Raw genomic sequence first — 17,850 nt, forward strand, 5'->3', positions numbered from 1 at the left:
ACTTTTTAAGCAATTACATCAATAACTACTTTACCCATGGACCCCAACTCTACGGCATTATGTGCATCCATTGCCGTGTCTAGGGAAAAGCGTAACGGATCGAGTATTGGCTTAATTTGTCCAGCTTCAACGAGAGCCGTAATTTGCCGCAGAATGTCACCATGATGTTTGCGCCCCTCTCCGCTGAGCTGTGGGTGTAACACAAAAATCGCTGACAATGTTGCAGAGCGTAGTGACGACGGTGCCAGGTTATGTGAGCCGAATGCAGCACAGCTTATAATATGTCCATAATGTGCAATGATACCTAATGAGGCATCGAGTACAGGGCCACCGACAGTGTCGTAAATGATATCGAATCCTTTGCCTTGGGTGTATGCGTCCACGTACTCCGCAGGGCTTGCAGTGTGATAATCAATTGGCGTGGCACCAAGCGCCTTGAGCAGTTGTTGTTTTCCAGTCGATGCAGTGGCATAAACGTCGGCACCTAAGGCCTTAGCAATTTGCACAGCTACATGCCCAACTCCGCCAGCTCCACCCTGGATAAGGACTTTCTGGCCCGCTTTAACATTCGCCTTGTCAACCAAACCTTCCCAAGCGGTAAGTGCAACCAGAGGTAAAGCCGCAGCTTCACGCATGGACAAATTTTTCGGTTTGAGAGCAAGCAACTCAGCATCTACGTTGGCATATTCAGCCAATGAGCCTTGCAATCCTCGCACTCCGCCAGTCAGACCATAAACTGCATCGCCTACTGCAAAGTCGGTGACGCCGTCGCCGATAGCAACAATTTCTCCAGCCAAATCGGTGCCAAGTACTGCGGGTAATTCGGGCATGGCATAAGGAGCGATACCTTGGCGGATCTTGTAATCAATAGGATTGACGCCACTCGCAAATATTTTTACCTGCACCTGACCTGCTGATGGAGAAGGTAAGTTAATCAGGGCATCCCGGAATACTGTACCTTCTTCATAGCTATCTAATATCAAAGCACGCATTTGTCCGTTTAACGCAGTCATCAATAACCTCACAAACTGAATATTCAGCGGGTGGTTAAATCACCCGCTGGTTAATAGGTCTTTTATTCAACGAATTAAAATTCTTGAACCGTTGGGCGCAGAACAATCTCGTTGATATCCACATCCGCAGGCTGCTCAATTGCGTATGCGATAGCACGAGCAACAGATTCAGATGGAATTTCATTTTGCTGATAAAAATCTTTTACAAAGGCTGCACCCTGAGCATCTGAACTTCCATGTTTTAATTCAGATTCGACTGCACCTGGTGAAATGATTGTTGAACGAATTTTACCTCCAACTTCATGGCGCAAGCCTTCGGCAATAGCGCGAACAGCGAATTTGGTTCCGCTATAAACCGTGCCGCCGGGACTGAATACTTTGATGCCCGCTACGGACGAAATATTGATAAAGTGGCCGGATTCCTGTTCCTGAAAGATCGGAAGCGCTGCGGCTACTCCATACAGCAGACCTTTAACGTTGATGTCAATCATGCGATCCCATTCGTCAACTCGAGTCTCAGCTAACGGTGCAATAGCCATTAACCCTGCATTATTGATAACCACATCAACTTTACCGAAACGCTCTTGTGCAAGATTTACAAGGGCCTTCACTTCGTCCTGGCTAGTCACATCTGTCGCTTGAACCGCAACTTTTCCGCCCGCTGTACGTATGTCAGCAGCAATAGCTTCAAGCTTGTCGATGCGTCGGGCACCTAAAACAACAGATGCGCCAAGACTGGCTAAATGTCTTGCCGTGGTCTCGCCTAAACCGCTGCTACCACCAGTGATCACAACGACCTTACCGCTGATGTTGTTTGCTGAAACACTACTCATAGTTAATATCCTCAAATCAGTTGAATGAATGACTATGTCTAACTGACAAGCAAATTATTCCTCACCTTCAAAAACCAATAAATGGAAACGTTTTGATTTGACAATTCCAGAATTTGGAATAATATTTGTGTATTCATACCAAGCCTGAGTGTGACTGTGATGCTTAACAGATTGGAAATGCTCCGGATATTTTGTACTGCTGCAGAGTCTCGCAGCTTTAAAGAAGCGGCTAACCGTCTGGGAATTTCTCCTCAGGCAGTGACGCGAGCAGTGAAGGAGTTAGAGCGATTGCAAGGGGAGCTTTTATTTCATCGAAATACGCGACACATACAAGTGACCCTGGTTGGAGAAAAATTTGCTGTGATCGCAAAAGAACGCCTGCGCGCTGTAGATGAATTGTTTCAAACAAGTACCCCTGACTCGGGTAATGAATTACAAGGGCGGGTTCGTATCGCAGCGCCTGTTGGTTTTGGTCATAAATGCTTGATGCCAGCATTAATGGAACTCTCAACAGCACATCCTCAACTTGATATAGACCTGACACTCAGTGACGAGCGCGTGGATGTCGTTGACGAAAAAATAGATATTGGGATTCGTATCGGCTTCATGAGGGATAGTCGGTTTATTGCCCGCCAGCTCGCCAAAATTAATCTGTATGTCGTGGCTTCGCCTGACTTAATAGATAGAGTGGGAAGGCCTTCTTCTATTGAAGATCTAAACCACTTGCCGGTTACAGGGTTAGTAGATCGCAATACGGGAAAGCTTTGGCCATGGGTTTTTTCCATGGACAGACAGTGGACGCCATCCATAACACGTTTTCGAAGTGCCGACGCCGAAGCTGAATTAATGGGTGTACAAAATGGACTGGGATTTGCTCAAATTCCTGACTTTTTGGCCCAAGACTTATTACGCCAAGAAAAACTTGTGAGAGTGTTAGAAGAGGCCGAGCCTGTGCCTTGGGATTTATTTATTTATCGCCCTCAACGTGGTCCAGTACCACAACGTGTTCGATTGGTTTTTGATCACTTGGTGACAAGATTTAGTGTCCGCTAATGGCACAAAAGTAATATTCATAAAGTGCGAATACTACATTATGTAGTAGCCCCCATTTAAACCGGACACCTTGGTAGAAGCAAAGGCCTAGGCATAGACCTAGTGCAAAGGAGTGTCCAAGGTGGAGAGAATCGAAGTCATAACCGGAGTGCAGCGCCGTCGCCGGTATTCCGCACAGGAGAAGGCATTCATGGTTGCGGAGTGTGAGCAGCCAGGCATGTCAGTATCGCTTGTAGCCCGGCGTCATGGTATATCAGCAAGTCTGTTGTTCCGTTGGAAGAAGCTGATGAAAGACGGTGGCATGTCCGCGATTGAGTCCGGTGATGAGGTTGTCAGTGCATCCGAGGTGAAGGCTCTGAACAAAAAGGTTCGGGAGCTGGAGCGGATGTTGGGCCGCAAGACGATGGAAGCTGAAATACTCCGGGAAGCCCTGGAGGTGGCTCAGTCAAAAAAGTTGATCTCGCGCATGCCGTTGCTGCCACCGGACGATACCCTCTGAAGCGGGTTGCTGAAGTGCTGAAGGTATCGCGCTCCAATCTGTTGGATCGCCTTCATGGTCGCCAGAAAGGCCGAAGCCCGAGATACAGCAAACAGGACGATGAACGGCATTTACCGTTTATCCGTGAGCTGTGCGAGGCCCGTGCTGCCAATGGCTATCGAAGGATCACGGCTCGACTGAATCGGTTGCTCGCAGCCAACGATGAGCGAGTAAACCACAAGCGCGTGTATCGACTGATGAAGCAGGATGGGCTGCTGTTGCCCCGGTATACGGGCCGACCTCAGGAGCGCTGTCACAACGGCCAGATCATTACGTTGAAGCCAGACCTTCGCTGGTGCTCAGACGGCTTTGAGATCCGCTGCTGGAACAAGGAGGTTGTCCGTGTAGCCTTCAGCCTGGACTGCTGTGATCGCGAGTTGATGCGCTATGTAGCGACCACTGGTGGCATCACCGGTGAGATGGTTCAGGACCTACTACTGGAAAGCCTGGAATACCGGTTCGGCCAGTCAGAGCGAGTGCCTCATCCGCTGGAATGGCTGACGGACAATGGCAGCTGCTACATTGCCAAAGAAACGCGAGCCTTCGCGTCCTCTCTGGGCTTTGCAGTGTGTACCACACCGGTGAGAAGCCCTCAGAGCAACGGCATGGCTGAGGCCTTCGTGAAGACGTTCAAGCGGGACTATGTGTACCTGAACGATCTTCCTGATGCCGCCACGGTGATGGCCAGGTTGCCGGAATGGATCGAGGACTATAACCGCAGCCACCCGCACAAGGGGCTGAAAATGAAATCGCCCTGGGAGTACCGGGCGGAACTGGCATCAAACGAATGAGGTGGTGTCCGGTTTAGCGGGGGCAACTACAGTGTAGTAGCCCCCATTTAAACCGGACACGCTTCGATGGAATAAATACTTCGTCCATAAGTGAATGGATATAGTTCAGGACTTCAACACCCGTCGCTAATTCGAAAAAGCCGTTGTTAAACCCTGTTTCATCCAGTCGATGGCGCCCTAATGGTCGCGAAGCAACGCCATAAAAGCCTGAAGGCTGGTGTAATCGCACAAAAGGATATGCGTCGTTCCAGTGCCCGCCCACCTTTTTGACGGTCGACCATCAAAAAGGTGGCGTCGGTTTCTGTGAGCATCTTGTCGACAAAAGCCAACGCTGTGGCATGAAGCAGTCGGCTTTTTCATTAGCTTACAGACGAAATCGTTATCGGAGCTGGATCAAATCAACTCTCGCTCAGAAGAACGGAAGAGCGCAAATGCATCGTTTGGAAGAAGACATCGGTGTGCCTAAAGGGTTCTTTGAAGAGGAGGCGAAAGGGAACTTTTTAAGAGATCTATTTCAGTTGGCTTTGGGCGGTTCTGGGGAAGAGCAAGGCCGCCCGAGCTCCATTCACTCAGATCAAAACCACTGACTATTTGCCTCGAAGGTTTTTCGGTTAGGTCTACAAGGCGGCGTTGAGTCATTCGACCCTAGATCTGGCTTTTGTTAATGAACTCGAGGGGGCCGGCCTGGTCGCAAAGCGAACATTCAGATCCGATTCCGAAGTCCTCCTTTTGAGGCTAGGGTGTGTCACGCGTATCGGGGGAAGTCCACTATGATTATCTTCCGCTGAAGCGTCAAAGGGTTGACCAGCACAATCAACGCCGATAGTATCCTTCGAAAGGTATAGGGTTCCCTGCGGTTGGTGTTAGTGTCTCATCAAACAAAAGCCCTCCTCTGAAAAGCAACATTCTCTTGCTCCTCAGATTCACTTGTTCTCGTTTCTATTTTGCTCAGGCACTCCAGCTTTCAACAATGCTGGGAGCATCACAATGAGAATGAGAAATGTCTAACGTCGTTCGTTATTTACCCACTAAGAAGTTTCATATTCTGCCGCTGCGCGGACTTTCCCCTGAAGAACTCAAGAATTCAGCAAAGAACTGTTTGAGAGATCGCGAAAAAATCAAACACAATTCGTTGCTCAACCTCGTAGTCAAAGAGCTCGGCTTTAAAGGCGGGTTTTCGGAATATCGCGAAATTTACTCTGATTCCATAAAGCCTTTCATGGAGCATAACGGCCTGCATTTCAGGGCTGATCTGTTGCATCCAGCCGGAAAGCCCGCCGACGCAATGGTCCCGCTTAAACTAACAGTCGAGCAGGTTTGCGGGCGGCTATTTCAATCGGGGTCGCCTCTTCCCAAAAAGCTATTTACCGGTCATAACTTTGACTATCACGCTCATTATGATGATGGAAAATGGACGTTCAATAGGACTATGTATCGCCAATTCGGCGGGATCCCGTCAATTGGCTCTACCAGATTTTATGAGTTAATAGGGAAGGCAAAGCAAGGTCCCGACTCTAATTTTGGCGACTCCTCTAGGCGAACCAGGGATATGGTAGTCAGTGGTTTCTATTTTGAGTGCATTTATCCGAGCTTTAATCTGCTAGGAGACTTTCTAGTAGAGCCAGCCTCGGATAACAGCTCTTTACCAAAGCTGTATTGTCCTCAAAGTTATGATCCTGATTGCTTCGCGGAGGAATACCAAGGAACAGTTAAACTGGCGGACCTTTTTCGCGAAGAAATAGAAAGTAGCGAACGAGGCTGGGTCGAAGTCATTCCATTTAATGATCGCTTGGTGTTTCTTAAAGGAGCAGATGGAAAGTACGATTTTGTCGTTCCAGGCCTACGCTCAGCGTAACCGTCCGGTGATTCCACCTTGAGCCAAATCGCCTGCCGACCAAAAGGCTCGAAGCTTACCACCCGGTCGATTCCGGTCAGATCCAGAAACGCCTCGTCGATGGAGTAGACATCCACTCTCGATGCCAGAGCTTCCAGGGTCGTCATCACCCGCCGGCTTATATCGCCATTTGTGTGGAATAGAGAATCAATTGGAACGGGGGCTTTGCTCGCCCCCCCTTGAACTTCTCATACCCAACCTGTTTGGCTATAGCTACTGAGGAGATCGCGGTGGCCCACCAAATCTTCCGGTCATCCTGTTCAATTACACCGCTAGCCGTACCCAGGAGGTGCCGCAGCGCCTCCTGGAGGCAGAAAGGCGTCGAGCGTATAGGTTGCTGGGCATGCGCGGCGCAAGTTCATCAGAAAACTCAATCCAAGGGCAAGATCGGCCGAGCGGAGATGGCACTGACTCTTATCAACAAGCTCTACGGCATCGAGCGCGACATGGAAGAGGCGGGCGATGCCCAGCGATACCAGACGCGCCAGTCGCAAAGCCAGGCTTTCCTGGAGCAACTGAAAGCTAGGCTGGACAAAACCCCTCCCCAGGTCACGTCGTCAAAGTGCCTTGGGCAAGCAATCAATTGCCTTGCGAGCAACTGGTTAAAGCTGATCCGCTACATCGAAAGGGGGACACCTGCCCATCGACAACAACCCTGCCGAGCGGGCGAGCCACCTTCTCATGTACATATGACCAAAGCGTCGCCCGTCTCCTCCCGTTATGTCATGCCTACCCACGACGGAGTATTGACGGTCTCTGTGCGCCAGAGCATAGTTTTCCCGAAGGGCGCTTAGGTACATATCTTCATGTGCTGTCCAGGCGCAGTTGCGTTTAGAGTACGTGTCCAATCAGTTTTAAATGGGTGTGAACATGAGAGCAGAAACTGAATCGCGGATTTTTTCGGTGGATGAATATGTTCGTCCGTCTAACGGCGAACCGATTCGTTCGGTTGTTCTGGAAACCAATGACTCTGTCGTCGTTGTTTGGCACGCCCACCCTGGGCAGGAAATAGCTTCCCATGTACATCCTCACGGCCAAGATACTTGGACGGTTATCTCAGGTGAAGCCGAATATCATCAAGGTAACGGCATAGTCACTCATCTTAAAGCTGGAGATATTGCGATCGCAAAACCTGGGCAGGTACATGGTGCAATGAACTCTGGCCCCGAACCTTTTATATTTGTTTCAGTGGTTGCGCCGGGCAATGCCGGTTTTGCGTTGGCTGAGAAATAGGCGAAAGGCCTGAGAGGAAACTGATGAATACACGATTATTTACGTTCGCTGGTGGAGAAACGGGTGTTTGGCGCGTTGTTCGGATGGATGCCGTGGCGGGAGCCCCTCTCCCTGGAATCCCCCGGCTCGACGTAGCCGCTGGCTCTGTTTCGCCGCAGCCTTTGGGCACCAAATGGCTTCTTCGCGGGATAACGAGTAACGAGCGTTATGTCGTGCGTGAAGAGAAGGATCGTCTCGTGGCGAAGCAGCCAAGTTTGGGTCGAGCAGAGGCCACCTGTGCCGCCCTGATCCCTATCCGGAAAAACCCCTCATGGTGGGGACTGGCTCAAGACGAACGCCGGAAGATTTTTGAGGAGCAGTCCCGTCACATTCACATTGGGCTCCAATATCTCCCTGCTGTGGCCCGTCGTCTCCACCATTGTCGGGACCTGGGCGAGAGCGAACCCTTCGACTTCTTGACGTGGTTCGAATATTCCCCGTCTGATGAGCCGGGCTTTAACAGGCTTTTGGCCGAACTCCGGGCCTCGGTGGAGTGGAAGTATGTCGACAGAGAAATCGACATCCGGCTAGTGCATGAGCCGGCCTAGTATCAGGTTTAACTGCGATCTCCGTGCGGCATACACCTGCGACACCCGCAGCCCAGCAAAGCCCGGAAAATCTAGTGTGTCTAATAACTTAGGAGTAACACGACACGTATGCCTAGCGAGCCACCAGTCGCTTGGGAAATTTTCTACTTATGGCCTCCTCTTTCTCTCATCGATCTCCCAGGGCATATCCTGCCGTCTAGAGTTGGCACCTTGTCCAGCTTTCGAAGAAGGCTCTCCATACACGTCCGGCCTACACCTTGTTAGGTATGGCCGGTTTCCAGTTGTGGGGCAATAGCTCGTCGATGGCGTTGTTCTTCTGTGTCGGCAGGCGAGTCAGCACATCCTTCAGGTAGGCATAGGGATCATGCCGATTCAGCTTCGCTGACTGTATTAGGGTCATGACCGCAGCCGCACGTTGACCACTGCGCAGTGAACCCGCAAACAGCCAATTGCTGCGCCCCAGCGCCCAGGGTCGGATCTGGTTTTCCACCCAGTTGTTGTCGATGGGCACAGCGCCATCGTCCAGGTAGCGCGTCAGCGCTTCCCAACGTTTGAGGCTGTAATCCAGGGCTTTGGCCGTGCCGGAGCCATCCGGCACTTTCTGGCGATGGGCCAGCATCCACTGATGCAGCGCATCGGCAAGGGGTTTGGCTTTGGTTTGCCGGATTTCCCGCCGCATATCCGGTGGCAGATCTTTGGTTTCCCGCTCGATCTCGTAGAGTCCACCGATGTATTCCAAGGCCTTGGCCGCCAATTCGCTCTTGTTGGCCTCGTGCAGGTCATAGAACTTGCGCCGGGCGTGGGCCATACAGCCGATTTCGGTAATGCCGTTGCCGAACCCGGCCTTGTAGCCAGCGTAATCATCACAGACCAGCTTGCCCCGCCAGTCACCCAGGAAGGTTCGGGCGTGTTCGCCTGCACGGCTGGGTGCGAAGTCGTAAATAGCTGCCTTCAGGTCGGCAAACGGTGTGGTGCAGTAGGCCCAGACGTAGGCCTTGTGGGTTTTCTTCTTGCCCGGGGCCAGCATGCTGACCGGGGTTTCATCGGCATGCAGAACACTGTGTTCCAGCAGAGTATTTCTCAACGCATCCACCAGCGGCTGCAACTGCACACCACAGGCACCCACCCATTCGGCCAGGGTGGAGCGCGGGATTTCCAGGCCGGCACGGCCGAACATGCGTTCCTGACGGTACAGCGGCAGATGGTCGGCATACTTGGCCACCAGCACCTGGGCCAGCAGGCCAGCGGTGGGGATGCCTTTGTCGATCACCTGCGGTGGCACCGGTGCCTGGATCAACGTCTCGCAGCTGTCGCAGGCCCATTTGCCCCGGATGTGACGTTCAACGGTGAACTCACCCGGGACATAATCCAGCTTCTCGCTGACGTCTTCGCCAATGCGCTTGAGCTGGCAGCCACACTGGCATTGAGTATTTTCTGGCTCGTGGTGGATCAGGGTGCGGGGCAGTTCCGGTGGCAGCGGTGTGCGTTTGGGTTGCTGCTTTGGCCGAGCGGCTTTCTGCTCCTCGGTCATCGCCTGTTCCAGTTCGACCTCGATGGAGGCCAGGTCGCTGTCGATCAGTTCGTCCAGCAGTTTTCCCTGAACCGCGTCCAGCTGCTCGCTACGCCGGGCGTACTTATGGCGCTTGAGAATGGCCACTTCGTGGGTCAGCTTCTCGATGACCGCATCACGGTGCACCAGAGCCCGCTCTTTGTTATCAACACGATCAAACAGTTCCGTAGCGAGAGCACGGAGCTGACCGGCAGAGAGTTGGTTGATGTCGGGGCGCTGAGTCATGCCCCTTAGTATGCCAAGCCCTTGTACTGCAAGCGATTCGCAGTTCTGGCTATGGCGGTATTGCTCAGCTTGTGGTTACAGGATTGAGATGACGCCATCGGCCCCAATACGTTGCCATGGCAGGCCCTGAACGAGGGCGGATAACTGTTCTTCGGTCAGACATAACTGTTTGCCTCGCCAGGATTCGCCCCAGTGGAACTTGCCCCGGTTTAGACGACGGGCACACAGCCAGATGCCGAGGCCATCATGGATCAGCACCTTCATCCGGTTGCCTCGCTTGTTGGCAAACAGGTAGGCGCAATGGGGTCTGGCCGAACCGAAGACCTGAACGACTCGTGCCAGAGCTTTATCCGGTCCCGCCCGCATGTCCAGCGGTTCGGTGGCCAGCCAGATCTCATCAATGCGGATCATCCCAACAGATCCCGCAACAAGGCGGCACACTGGTGGGCCTGCTCCGCAGGCCACTCCACGACAACCGCGCCACTGGCGCGGGGAATCTCGATGCGGATGGTGCTACGCTTGTCCGAGACCGAGTGGTGGCTCCGTGCTGAAGTTGCTGCTGGCAGATTGACCGGCACGAACTCCGGCGTTGTCGCTGGTGCTTTAGGCACTCGTCGCGCCTCCTTGATCCAGCGTCGGACCATGTTGGCGTTGAGGCCATTACACAGAGCGATCCGGGAGACGGATGCGCCCGGATCTCGGCACTGGGCGACAATCCCGGCTTTGAATTCCCGGGAAAACCGGCGACGGCGTTGGCAGGGTTTGGTTACGCTTAATTCGTTCATGTTAAGTGTCCACTAGAAAATAAGTGGACACTATCCTGACGACGGCAGCGCCAGGCTCAAGATGGGATCACCGGACGCTTACCGCTCAGCGGCCTTCGAGCATCAGATTTACGACCCGTTTCTAAAGAGATCAGATGTTCCCGCACAGATGAATGAAGCTTATCATTTCCTGCGCTGGTACTATTTCGAATTCAGCGGATGGCGTGAGCAGGCCGAGCATCTCGCTGAGCAAGATTATTATGCCGGTGGCGGCTCGCTAGCTGACTATCCGGGCGAACTTGAAATACTTCGAGCCTCCCTCTTAAAGCGCAAACTTTATCATCCGCCCTCAGCACGATCAGAAGTAAAAAAAGACTGCCCTCTGGCCTTTAATATCGTCCAGCTCGACGGCAAACGTCTTTACGTCTCCAATCTCGTTCCCATTTCAGAGCTCGCTAAGTTTTCAAACCAGAGGTCCGACTATTTCAGCGCGCGGGAACGCCTGGAAAATGCATTCAAGATGGACAGGCTTGTCAGTATGAATGTGGACCAACTCGAAGCCCCGGCAACCGTGACATGGTTTGATGCTTGTGCTTACGCAAAGTACTTTGAAGACGTCTATCAGCTTCCTGTAAGACTGCTGAAAATCGCTGAGTATTTAGAACTTCGCAGTCCAACTTCTGGACGAGTGCCAAGGGGCTTAGCGGGTGCACCTGACTCAAGGTCCAACGAGCTTTTGGAGTTTTTTGACGAATCATCCGGCCGGAATTACGGTGCGCACCCTCCCTATATGAATGAGACATCTTTCCAGAATCTACAGTGTAGGTTTAGAAATCAACCCGAGCTCGTTAGCAATCAACAAGGGCTACATTTTGTGAATTCGGACAACTTCGCAGAGTGGCTATATGAAAACCCGAACGGAAAAATGGCAGCAGCCGTCCGTTCGAAATCTCTAGTTTCTATCTATGGATCAGATTCATTGAATCGAGATCTTGTTCCAGCCAGTAGCACCGGAAAAGCCAAACACATAAAAATAGGCTTCCGCCTTTGTTTTGAAGCAGACCACTGATGCAAGGACGACGACAATGAAAAGTAAAACTTTTGCAGTACTTGTTGACGGCGAAAACATTAGCCCTAAGGACTTTAAAGGGGTCGTCCGGGAAGTAGAGAAAAATGGTGACGTAGCTATACAGAGGGTTTACGCCGATTGGACTCAGCCTCACAGGGCGGGCTGGAAAGAAATTCTACATGAGACTGGTGCCCGCCCCGTGCACCAGTTCAACTATGGTAAAGATGCCGCTGACCATGCGCTGATAATGGATGCTATTGAACTAACCATTAGCAATCCAAGGATCGATGCGGTGTGTATTGTTTCATCCGATGGCGGCTTTCATACACTTGCCCAGCGAGTTCGCGAAAAGGGGCTTTACGTGATGGGCATAGGTAAGAGAAATACTCCGACAAGACTTAGAAGAGCTTGCCATCATTTCGTTTACACTGATCTGCTTGAGAAAGACGAGCCCGAGCCAGTTGTAGCAGAAGAACAATCTCTCGAAGAGTTGTTGATCAGAGCTTATCGGGCGACAGATAGCGATGGGGAGGCTGTGTACCTAGGGCAGCTCGGAACTCAGCTCAAAAAGCTTGATCCGGCGTTTGACCCTCGTAGTTACTCATTCCCATCTTTAAAGGCCTTAATAAAGGCTAATGCTCATTTATTTGAAATGGAAAGTGAGACACACGACCGCTGCTTTATATCTCTTAAACATGGTGCTGTGCCGGAAGAGACAAATCAGGTCACAGAAGGAGTGGTTAGGCGCTGGCTTGGGCATTATGGGTTCATTGATGCTGCCCACGGATCGTATTACTTCGCGAAGGTAAATGTGATTCAGGAACAAAGGGATCGTCGGCTGAAGTCTGGTGATAAGGTCCGCTTCGTAGTGGCTAAACATCCAGAGCCTGCGGCAGAGCATTCCTCTGATCAGAACGGTAAGGCCAAGGAAATCGAGGTCATAAGTGATTCGTTTGTGGAAAATGAAATGGCTCAACTGTAATCGCTAACAGAAGGGGCCGTCTCGGCCCCGCATTTAGGAGGTTGCAGCACCCGCTTTTTCGTAGGATCTTGTGATAACTCAGGTCGCAAAGCGAACGTTTAGATTTGGCGTAGGCTCGGGGATAAGCGGCGACGTATGATGCCGACCGGATCGGCCCCCTTGCTGGTTGCCATAACCGACCCCGGCAGAGAAGTTGGCTCTCGTAGATAAGCTCACGACGTGTTTTCCTCTACGCCCTTATAAAGAGACGTAATGAGCGGGCACTTCACGTCACCCTGCTCAGTGCAACATGCCTGCACCAGCCCCTCCAGCGTTCGCTCGATACGCCGCAGACTTGAAATTTTCTCACGCACCTTGGCGAGCTTCTGTCCGCCCAGTACCCGTGCTTCATCGCAATGGGTGCCGTCTTGCAGTGTTAGCAGTCCTCCGATTTCATCCAGGCTGAAGCCCAACCATTGGGCCGTTCGAATGAACTGAAGACGCGCCAACGCCTGATCGTCGTAATGGCGGATGCTTCCATAGGGTTTGTCAGGCTCTGCCACCAGTCCCCGGCGCTGGTAATAGCGGATGGTTTCCACTCCGATATTGGCGGCCTTGGCCAGGGCGCCAATGGTCATTGAACGTGGTTTCTTGGACATAGGGGGTTGATTCCGTAGCTGACTACGGGAGTAACCTTATCTCAGTCATCCATCTCATGAAAGGAGCCAACGTAATGTCTGAGCCCAAATCCGGTCGCGGTTCGCTGATCGCAGGGGGCGTTGCCGCCGTCCTGGCATCCGCCTGCTGTCTTGGTCCCCTGGTTTTAATCGCGTTAGGAGTTTCAGGCGCCTGGATCGGCAATCTGGCCGCCCTGGAACCCTATCGGCCCTGGTTCATCGGTGCGGCACTGGTGGCCATGGTGTTTGCCTGGCGCCGGATATACCGGCCTGCACAGGATTGCCAGCCGGGCGATGTTTGCGCGGTGCCGCAAGTACGCACAACCTACAAGGTTGTTTTCTGGATTGTCGCGCTGCTCATTCTGACTGCGCTGGCGTTCCCTTATGTTTTACCCCTATTTTACTGAGAGGCATAGCACCATGAAAAAATCACTGATCGCCACAGCGTTATTCCTGTTCGTTAGCCTGCCGGCCCTGGCAGCACCACAAACCGTCACCCTGTCAGTCCCTGGCATGACCTGTTCGGCCTGCCCGATCACCGTCAAGGCCGCTCTCAACCGGGTGGAGGGCGTGACCTCTGTGGATGTTCGTTATGAAGAACGCGATGCGACGGTCACCTTCGACGACGAGAAAACGACCGTTGAGGCACTGACGCAAGCCACCACCAACGCCGGCTATCCGTCCACGCTGAAACAATCTCAGGCAAAACAGGAGTAACCATGGCAAACCCCAAAACCCTGTTGCGGGTGAGCGTCATCGGCACGGTGCTGGTCGCCCTGTGCTGCTTTACCCCAATACTGGTGGTTTTGCTGGGAACCTTAGGCCTGGCAGCCCTCACCGGCTATCTCGACTACGTGCTTTTGCCCGCACTGGTCTTTTTTATTGGCCTGACCTGCTATGCCGTCTGGCGTAAAAAGAAACACGACGCCTGCTGCGATAGCCCTTCAACCAAGGAGTAACGTTTATGAGTGACAACAACCTGCACATTGCGGTGATTGGCAGCGGTGGCAGTGCCATGGCTGCGGCCCTGAAAGCGACGGAGCGCGGTGCCCGGGTGACGCTGATTGAGCGCGGCACCATCGGCGGAACCTGCGTCAACATTGGTTGCGTACCGTCCAAAATCATGATCCGGTCGGCGCATATCGCCCACCTTCGCCGGGAAAGCCCGTTTGACGACGGACTGAGTGCCCAGGCACCGGTGGTGGATCGTTCAGCCCTTCTGGCTCAGCAACAGGCCCGGGTGGAGGAGCTGCGCGAGTCCAAGTACCAGAGCATTCTCAATGACAATGCCGCGATTACCGTCCTCAAGGGCGAGGCGCGGTTCGTGGACGAGCGCACACTGACGGTTACGCTCAACGACGGCGGCGAGCAGACGGTGCACTTCGACCGGGCCTTTATCGGCACCGGTGCCCGGCCCGCCGAACCGCCTGTTCCGGGGCTATCCGAGACGCCCTATCTCACGTCCACCAGTGCGCTGGAGCTGGATCACATTCCCGAGCGCCTCGTTGTGATTGGTGCCTCGGTGGTGGCCATCGAGCTGGCTCAGGCCTTTGCCCGCCTTGGCAGTCGGGTCACCATTCTGGCCCGCAGCCGGGTGCTGTCTCAGGAAGACCCGGCGGTGGGTGAAGCCGTGGAAGCGGCCTTCCGTCGCGAGGGCATCGAGGTGCTCAAGCAGACCCAGGCCAGTGAGATTACCCACAATGGCCGGGTGTTCACCCTCCAAACCAACGCCGGCACCCTGGAGGCGGAGCAACTGCTGGTGGCCAGTGGCCGCACACCCAATACCGAGAACCTGAACCTGGAGGCCGTCGGCGTGGCTACCGAGCGCGGCGCGATCCGGATCGACAACCACCTGCAAACGACCGCGTCCGGCATTTATGCAGCCGGGGACTGCACCGATCAACCCCAGTTCGTCTACGTGGCTGCCGCCGGTGGTAGTCGGGCCGCCATTAACATGACCGGCGGTGACGCCAGCCTCGACCTCAGCGCCATGCCCGAGGTGATCTTTACCGATCCACAAGTGGCCACCGTCGGTCTGTCCGAGGCGGAGGCCCAGGCTCAGGGATACGACACCGACAGCCGCACCCTGACCCTCGATAACGTGCCCCGGGCCCTGGTTAACTTCGATACCGGGGGCTTCATCAAGATGGTCGCTGAGCGTGGCAGCGGACGATTGCTGGGTGTCCAGTCCGTCGCGGGCGAAGCCGGTGAGCTGATCCAGACGGCCGTCATGGCGCTGCGTGCGCGTATGACCGTGAACGACATTGCCGATGAGCTGTTCCCGTACCTGACCATGGTGGAGGGGCTCAAGCTCTGTGCCCAAACCTTCACCAAGGACGTGAAGCAATTGTCGTGCTGTGCGGGATAAGACGGTGCCGCCAATGTATAACATGGATGAGATCGTGGAACGGCTGGGTCTGACCGGCGAAAGGGAAGCCGCGCTTCATGTGACGCTGTTGCGCGAGCTTGCCCTGGGACAACCGGTCACTGTTGAGCGGCTCGCGAAGTCGCTCAACTGGACGACTGATGAGGCAGAGTTGGTGCTGGAAAAACTGCCCTGCGGGACCATCGAGTACGACGGCCAGGGACGGCTGATCGGCTCCGGCATCACACTGCGAGAAACCCCGCATGCATTTGTCATCAACGATCGGCCCCTTTACACCTGGTGTGCACTGGATGCCTTGATGTTTCCAACCGTTATTGGCGAACGGGCGCAGGTGCAATCGCGTTGCCCGCAGACGAACAACCCGATCAACATGACGATTACGCCACAGAGAGTGGTTTCGCTTGAGCCGGAGGACGCGGTCGTCTCTTTAGTGTCGGTGGCCGCATCGGGAGACATTCGAAGTGCGTTTTGTTGCGATGTCCTTTTCTTTGCCTCTCGACAGGCCGGGGAGGCCTGGGGGCGAGATAAACCAAGCGCGCAGCTGGTGACTGTGCAGGAAGGTTTCGAACTGGGACAGCGGATTGCGCACCTTATGCTCGACAGAGCAAGGCGTTACCAACATGACCTTTAATACCTGAATGTTCGATACCAATCTTGAACGTAGGTCAGCACCCAGGAGCTAGGCCATGTCATTTCCAAAGCGTTCCGTCGCTGCACCCTGTCTGTGCATCAAATCAGGAATTATCTGGACATGCGATTGGTGTATTCCTGTGGTGCCTCACCCGAACAACCGGACATGCACCCATTACACTGGCGATCGACGTGCCAGAACCGTGTGTCCGCCCGTTCCATTGCCGGGGTCTTGAAAGGCGATTTTTGCCCGTTTCGGGGAGTGAGAAGACCGGTAATTGGGGATGCATCGAATGTTCGCTTCTGTTTAGGTACGGACTGAAGCCGTCTGAGCGGGAATCACAGTGGCTCAGCACCTTTGTGAGTAGTTGCCGCTCGTAACTAGCGGCCAAGCGCGATGATGAGCCCCCATAAAAGTGCCAAGACTCAAGGTGAGCTTGGCTTGTATCTCAGCCCGCGCTTTATAACGCAATACATTTCCCGACCCGATAAGTGCCCGAGGCAGAACTATCCGCATAGCCCCAGGTAGTGCTGACAACGGAATGAGTCATCGAGGTAACGCACTGAGTTGGCATTGTATTATTAATTGCACCTTTGAAATCGACTGGAACCTGGCCTCAGGGGACAGAGGAAAGCGGCTTTTAACCTAACCACTGTTTCGCTCTCTCCGCTCAGGGCACGCACCTTTCCGATCGATGGTGTTCTTCCCGTCGTTTCTGTGGCAACGTAACACCACAGAAACGAATGGCTTTTTGAGGAGCCTACCCAGTCAGTGATGAGTCCTACATCCGAACAAAAAACACTCCAACAACGTCAGGCGGGCCTGAAGGCGGCGTCTCGGATCATGAAGGGCTGGGGGGTCGAAGACTCAGATCAAAGCCGCATCCTCGACGTTGACCAAAACACTTTTGACTCAACTGAGGAACTCAAGGCGTTGACAGAGCGCCAGTTGGTGACGATTTCTTATCTTCTGAATATTCACGCGTCTCTCAGAGAGGTCTTTCAGAACCCGGAGAATCACCTCGGCTTTATGACCGCGGCTAACCAGAATTCCCCGTATTTTGGTCGGCGGCCTCTCGATTTCGTTTTGACCGGTGAGATTGATTCCCTAAAAAAAGTCTATGAGAGCCTGGAGCAATTGAAAAATGGACTCTGGTAAAGACCTAAGCATCCAGGATATAGCGGAGCAGCTAGGTGTCTGCAGAGAGGAGCTGCCGGAAAATGCCCTTCTAGCGAACTGTCCGCGGGAGGACGTTTGCATATTGTTTAAAGCGCTCTACCATCGAATGCACGCCGTCATCGGGAACGATCGAGACAACCTGGCTCACTGGTTGAGAACGCCCAATGAAGCATTCAAATGCAGACCGATTGATCGCTTGAGTTCGATTGAGGGCTTTCGGGAGGTTCTACGCTACCTCGAGTTCTTTTCTCAATAACCAAAGGGAAGGGATTGATTGAATTTCGTAGTCTTTAGCGGCCTGGACGATGGCATCCTGCACTTTTTGCTGCGGCACAGGAGCAACAGCATGGTGACGAGCCTTACGACCGCCTTCAGGCGCCTAATCATATGGGCAGTCAGGACTCCCCCATTCCAACCCGACGGGGCCACCTACAGCGCCTTGTAGC

The 17,850-nt window shown here is 53.5% G+C and carries 21 protein-coding genes and 1 pseudogene; 16 read left to right on the top strand and 6 right to left on the bottom strand.

The genetic code is table 11. The features are described 5' to 3' along the window. Nucleotides 1-5: 5 nt before the first annotated feature. Together KYE_RS16365 and KYE_RS16370 are read right to left on the bottom strand one after the other, a co-directional pair. Complete coding sequence (locus KYE_RS16365) at nucleotides 6-1,013, bottom strand: zinc-dependent alcohol dehydrogenase family protein (RefSeq protein WP_008175572.1); 1,008 nt, start codon at nucleotides 1,011-1,013, stop codon at nucleotides 6-8. A gap of 74 nt (nucleotides 1,014-1,087) precedes the next feature. Further along, nucleotides 1,088-1,846, bottom strand: a complete 759-nt coding sequence (locus KYE_RS16370; RefSeq protein ID WP_008175573.1) for an SDR family oxidoreductase — start codon at nucleotides 1,844-1,846, stop codon at nucleotides 1,088-1,090. A 159-nt stretch (nucleotides 1,847-2,005) separates the two neighbouring features. Between KYE_RS16370 and KYE_RS16375 the strand changes: the two genes are divergently transcribed. The 7 genes and pseudogenes from KYE_RS16375 (at nucleotide 2,006) to KYE_RS16400 (ending at nucleotide 7,942) form a co-directional block, all read left to right on the top strand. After that, nucleotides 2,006-2,899 (top strand): LysR family transcriptional regulator, encoded by an 894-nt coding sequence (locus tag KYE_RS16375; protein ID WP_039882097.1) that lies wholly within the window; start codon nucleotides 2,006-2,008, stop codon nucleotides 2,897-2,899. 121 nt (nucleotides 2,900-3,020) lie between these two features. After that, nucleotides 3,021-4,228 (top strand): IS3-like element ISMaq2 family transposase gene (locus KYE_RS16385; RefSeq protein ID WP_085986446.1). Its coding sequence is split into 2 segments (ribosomal slippage): nucleotides 3,021-3,348 and nucleotides 3,348-4,228, totalling 1,209 coding nucleotides; the frame shifts between segments, so codons are not numbered across the junction. Nucleotides 4,229-4,494: 266 nt separating this feature from the next. Beyond that, nucleotides 4,495-4,815 (top strand): hypothetical protein, encoded by a 321-nt coding sequence (locus KYE_RS21470; RefSeq protein ID WP_139043682.1) that lies wholly within the window; start codon nucleotides 4,495-4,497, stop codon nucleotides 4,813-4,815. 413 nt (nucleotides 4,816-5,228) lie between these two features. Beyond that, a complete protein-coding gene (locus tag KYE_RS21580; RefSeq protein WP_008175577.1) occupies nucleotides 5,229-6,083 on the top strand; it encodes a hypothetical protein in 855 nt (284 codons plus the stop codon). Nucleotides 6,084-6,354: 271 nt separating this feature from the next. Continuing rightward, a pseudogene (locus KYE_RS16395) lies at nucleotides 6,355-6,791 on the top strand (IS66 family transposase); the annotation flags it as partial. Between the two features lie 201 nt (nucleotides 6,792-6,992). Next, on the top strand, nucleotides 6,993-7,355 hold the full coding sequence (locus KYE_RS21255; protein ID WP_001201003.1) for a cupin domain-containing protein: 363 nt from the start codon (nucleotides 6,993-6,995) through the stop codon (nucleotides 7,353-7,355). A 23-nt stretch (nucleotides 7,356-7,378) separates the two neighbouring features. After that, nucleotides 7,379-7,942, top strand: a complete 564-nt coding sequence (locus KYE_RS16400; protein ID WP_001097412.1) for a chlorite dismutase family protein — start codon at nucleotides 7,379-7,381, stop codon at nucleotides 7,940-7,942. Nucleotides 7,943-8,192: 250 nt separating this feature from the next. On the opposite strand, the gene tnpC is transcribed toward KYE_RS16400, so the two are convergent. The 3 genes from tnpC to tnpA form a co-directional block, all read right to left on the bottom strand. Next, on the bottom strand, nucleotides 8,193-9,737 hold the full coding sequence (gene tnpC, locus KYE_RS16405; protein ID WP_008175578.1) for an IS66 family transposase: 1,545 nt from the start codon (nucleotides 9,735-9,737) through the stop codon (nucleotides 8,193-8,195). Nucleotides 9,738-9,812: 75 nt separating this feature from the next. After that, nucleotides 9,813-10,148, bottom strand: coding sequence for an IS66 family insertion sequence element accessory protein TnpB (tnpB, locus tag KYE_RS16410; protein ID WP_008175580.1), 336 nt, complete (start codon nucleotides 10,146-10,148; stop codon nucleotides 9,813-9,815). Continuing rightward, complete coding sequence (gene tnpA / locus KYE_RS16415) at nucleotides 10,145-10,522, bottom strand: IS66-like element accessory protein TnpA (RefSeq protein ID WP_008175582.1); 378 nt, start codon at nucleotides 10,520-10,522, stop codon at nucleotides 10,145-10,147. Before tnpA ends, tnpB begins: the two co-directional genes overlap by 4 nt. A gap of 61 nt (nucleotides 10,523-10,583) precedes the next feature. Between tnpA and KYE_RS16420 the strand changes: the two genes are divergently transcribed. Continuing rightward, the gene (locus tag KYE_RS16420; RefSeq protein ID WP_008175584.1) at nucleotides 10,584-11,570 is read left to right on the top strand and encodes a hypothetical protein; all 987 of its coding nucleotides are present in this window, start codon (nucleotides 10,584-10,586) and stop codon (nucleotides 11,568-11,570) included. A 16-nt stretch (nucleotides 11,571-11,586) separates the two neighbouring features. Further along, entirely contained in the window at nucleotides 11,587-12,552 is a 966-nt protein-coding gene (locus KYE_RS16425; protein ID WP_008175586.1) for an NYN domain-containing protein, read from the top strand. A 212-nt stretch (nucleotides 12,553-12,764) separates the two neighbouring features. Here KYE_RS16425 and KYE_RS16430 read toward each other — a convergent pair whose 3' ends face one another. After that, a complete protein-coding gene (locus KYE_RS16430; protein WP_008175593.1) occupies nucleotides 12,765-13,190 on the bottom strand; it encodes a MerR family transcriptional regulator in 426 nt (141 codons plus the stop codon). A gap of 74 nt (nucleotides 13,191-13,264) precedes the next feature. Between KYE_RS16430 and merT the strand changes: the two genes are divergently transcribed. The 7 genes from merT to KYE_RS22065 all read left to right on the top strand — a co-directional run bounded on the left by merT (nucleotide 13,265) and on the right by KYE_RS22065 (nucleotide 17,660). Further along, complete coding sequence (merT, locus tag KYE_RS16435; protein WP_008175596.1) at nucleotides 13,265-13,615, top strand: mercuric ion transporter MerT; 351 nt, start codon at nucleotides 13,265-13,267, stop codon at nucleotides 13,613-13,615. 13 nt (nucleotides 13,616-13,628) lie between these two features. After that, complete coding sequence (gene merP, locus KYE_RS16440; RefSeq protein WP_008175598.1) at nucleotides 13,629-13,925, top strand: mercury resistance system periplasmic binding protein MerP; 297 nt, start codon at nucleotides 13,629-13,631, stop codon at nucleotides 13,923-13,925. 2 nt (nucleotides 13,926-13,927) lie between these two features. Further along, on the top strand, nucleotides 13,928-14,167 hold the full coding sequence (gene merF, locus KYE_RS16445; protein ID WP_008175600.1) for a mercury resistance system transport protein MerF: 240 nt from the start codon (nucleotides 13,928-13,930) through the stop codon (nucleotides 14,165-14,167). Between the two features lie 5 nt (nucleotides 14,168-14,172). Then, nucleotides 14,173-15,576, top strand: a complete 1,404-nt coding sequence (gene merA, locus KYE_RS16450; RefSeq protein ID WP_008175602.1) for a mercury(II) reductase — start codon at nucleotides 14,173-14,175, stop codon at nucleotides 15,574-15,576. Between the two features lie 13 nt (nucleotides 15,577-15,589). Then, the gene (gene merB / locus KYE_RS16455; protein WP_008175605.1) at nucleotides 15,590-16,225 is read left to right on the top strand and encodes an organomercurial lyase MerB; all 636 of its coding nucleotides are present in this window, start codon (nucleotides 15,590-15,592) and stop codon (nucleotides 16,223-16,225) included. Nucleotides 16,226-16,999: 774 nt separating this feature from the next. Next, nucleotides 17,000-17,383, top strand: a complete 384-nt coding sequence (locus KYE_RS16460; protein ID WP_008175607.1) for a hypothetical protein — start codon at nucleotides 17,000-17,002, stop codon at nucleotides 17,381-17,383. A gap of 127 nt (nucleotides 17,384-17,510) precedes the next feature. Further along, nucleotides 17,511-17,660 carry an MbcA/ParS/Xre antitoxin family protein gene (locus KYE_RS22065; RefSeq protein ID WP_227497861.1) on the top strand — a complete coding sequence of 50 codons (150 nt, stop codon included), beginning with the start codon at nucleotides 17,511-17,513 and terminating at the stop codon, nucleotides 17,658-17,660. Nucleotides 17,661-17,850: the final 190 nt, after the last annotated feature.

This window comes from Marinobacter manganoxydans MnI7-9, from assembly GCF_000235625.1.
Taxonomy (GTDB): domain Bacteria; phylum Pseudomonadota; class Gammaproteobacteria; order Pseudomonadales; family Oleiphilaceae; genus Marinobacter; species Marinobacter manganoxydans.

Excerpts from the sequence above, each read along its gene's own strand:
- KYE_RS22065 (WP_227497861.1), top strand. The coding sequence starts at position 17,511 with ATGCACGCCGTCATCGGGAACGATCGAGACAACCTGGCTCACTGGTTG.
- KYE_RS21255 (WP_001201003.1), top strand. The coding sequence starts at position 6,993 with ATGAGAGCAGAAACTGAATCGCGGATTTTTTCGGTGGATGAATATGTT.
- KYE_RS16400 (WP_001097412.1), top strand. The coding sequence starts at position 7,379 with ATGAATACACGATTATTTACGTTCGCTGGTGGAGAAACGGGTGTTTGG.
- KYE_RS16375 (WP_039882097.1), top strand. The coding sequence starts at position 2,006 with ATGCTTAACAGATTGGAAATGCTCCGGATATTTTGTACTGCTGCAGAG.
- KYE_RS16430 (WP_008175593.1), bottom strand. The coding sequence starts at position 13,190 with ATGTCCAAGAAACCACGTTCAATGACCATTGGCGCCCTGGCCAAGGCC.
- KYE_RS16365 (WP_008175572.1), bottom strand. The coding sequence starts at position 1,013 with ATGACTGCGTTAAACGGACAAATGCGTGCTTTGATATTAGATAGCTAT.
- merA (WP_008175602.1), top strand. The coding sequence starts at position 14,173 with ATGAGTGACAACAACCTGCACATTGCGGTGATTGGCAGCGGTGGCAGT.
- KYE_RS16420 (WP_008175584.1), top strand. The coding sequence starts at position 10,584 with ATGGGATCACCGGACGCTTACCGCTCAGCGGCCTTCGAGCATCAGATT.
- tnpA (WP_008175582.1), bottom strand. The coding sequence starts at position 10,522 with ATGAACGAATTAAGCGTAACCAAACCCTGCCAACGCCGTCGCCGGTTT.
- KYE_RS16460 (WP_008175607.1), top strand. The coding sequence starts at position 17,000 with ATGAGTCCTACATCCGAACAAAAAACACTCCAACAACGTCAGGCGGGC.
- KYE_RS21580 (WP_008175577.1), top strand. The coding sequence starts at position 5,229 with ATGTCTAACGTCGTTCGTTATTTACCCACTAAGAAGTTTCATATTCTG.
- KYE_RS16370 (WP_008175573.1), bottom strand. The coding sequence starts at position 1,846 with ATGAGTAGTGTTTCAGCAAACAACATCAGCGGTAAGGTCGTTGTGATC.
- KYE_RS16425 (WP_008175586.1), top strand. The coding sequence starts at position 11,587 with ATGAAAAGTAAAACTTTTGCAGTACTTGTTGACGGCGAAAACATTAGC.
- merP (WP_008175598.1), top strand. The coding sequence starts at position 13,629 with ATGAAAAAATCACTGATCGCCACAGCGTTATTCCTGTTCGTTAGCCTG.
- tnpC (WP_008175578.1), bottom strand. The coding sequence starts at position 9,737 with ATGACTCAGCGCCCCGACATCAACCAACTCTCTGCCGGTCAGCTCCGT.
- merT (WP_008175596.1), top strand. The coding sequence starts at position 13,265 with ATGTCTGAGCCCAAATCCGGTCGCGGTTCGCTGATCGCAGGGGGCGTT.
- tnpB (WP_008175580.1), bottom strand. The coding sequence starts at position 10,148 with ATGATCCGCATTGATGAGATCTGGCTGGCCACCGAACCGCTGGACATG.
- merB (WP_008175605.1), top strand. The coding sequence starts at position 15,590 with ATGTATAACATGGATGAGATCGTGGAACGGCTGGGTCTGACCGGCGAA.
- merF (WP_008175600.1), top strand. The coding sequence starts at position 13,928 with ATGGCAAACCCCAAAACCCTGTTGCGGGTGAGCGTCATCGGCACGGTG.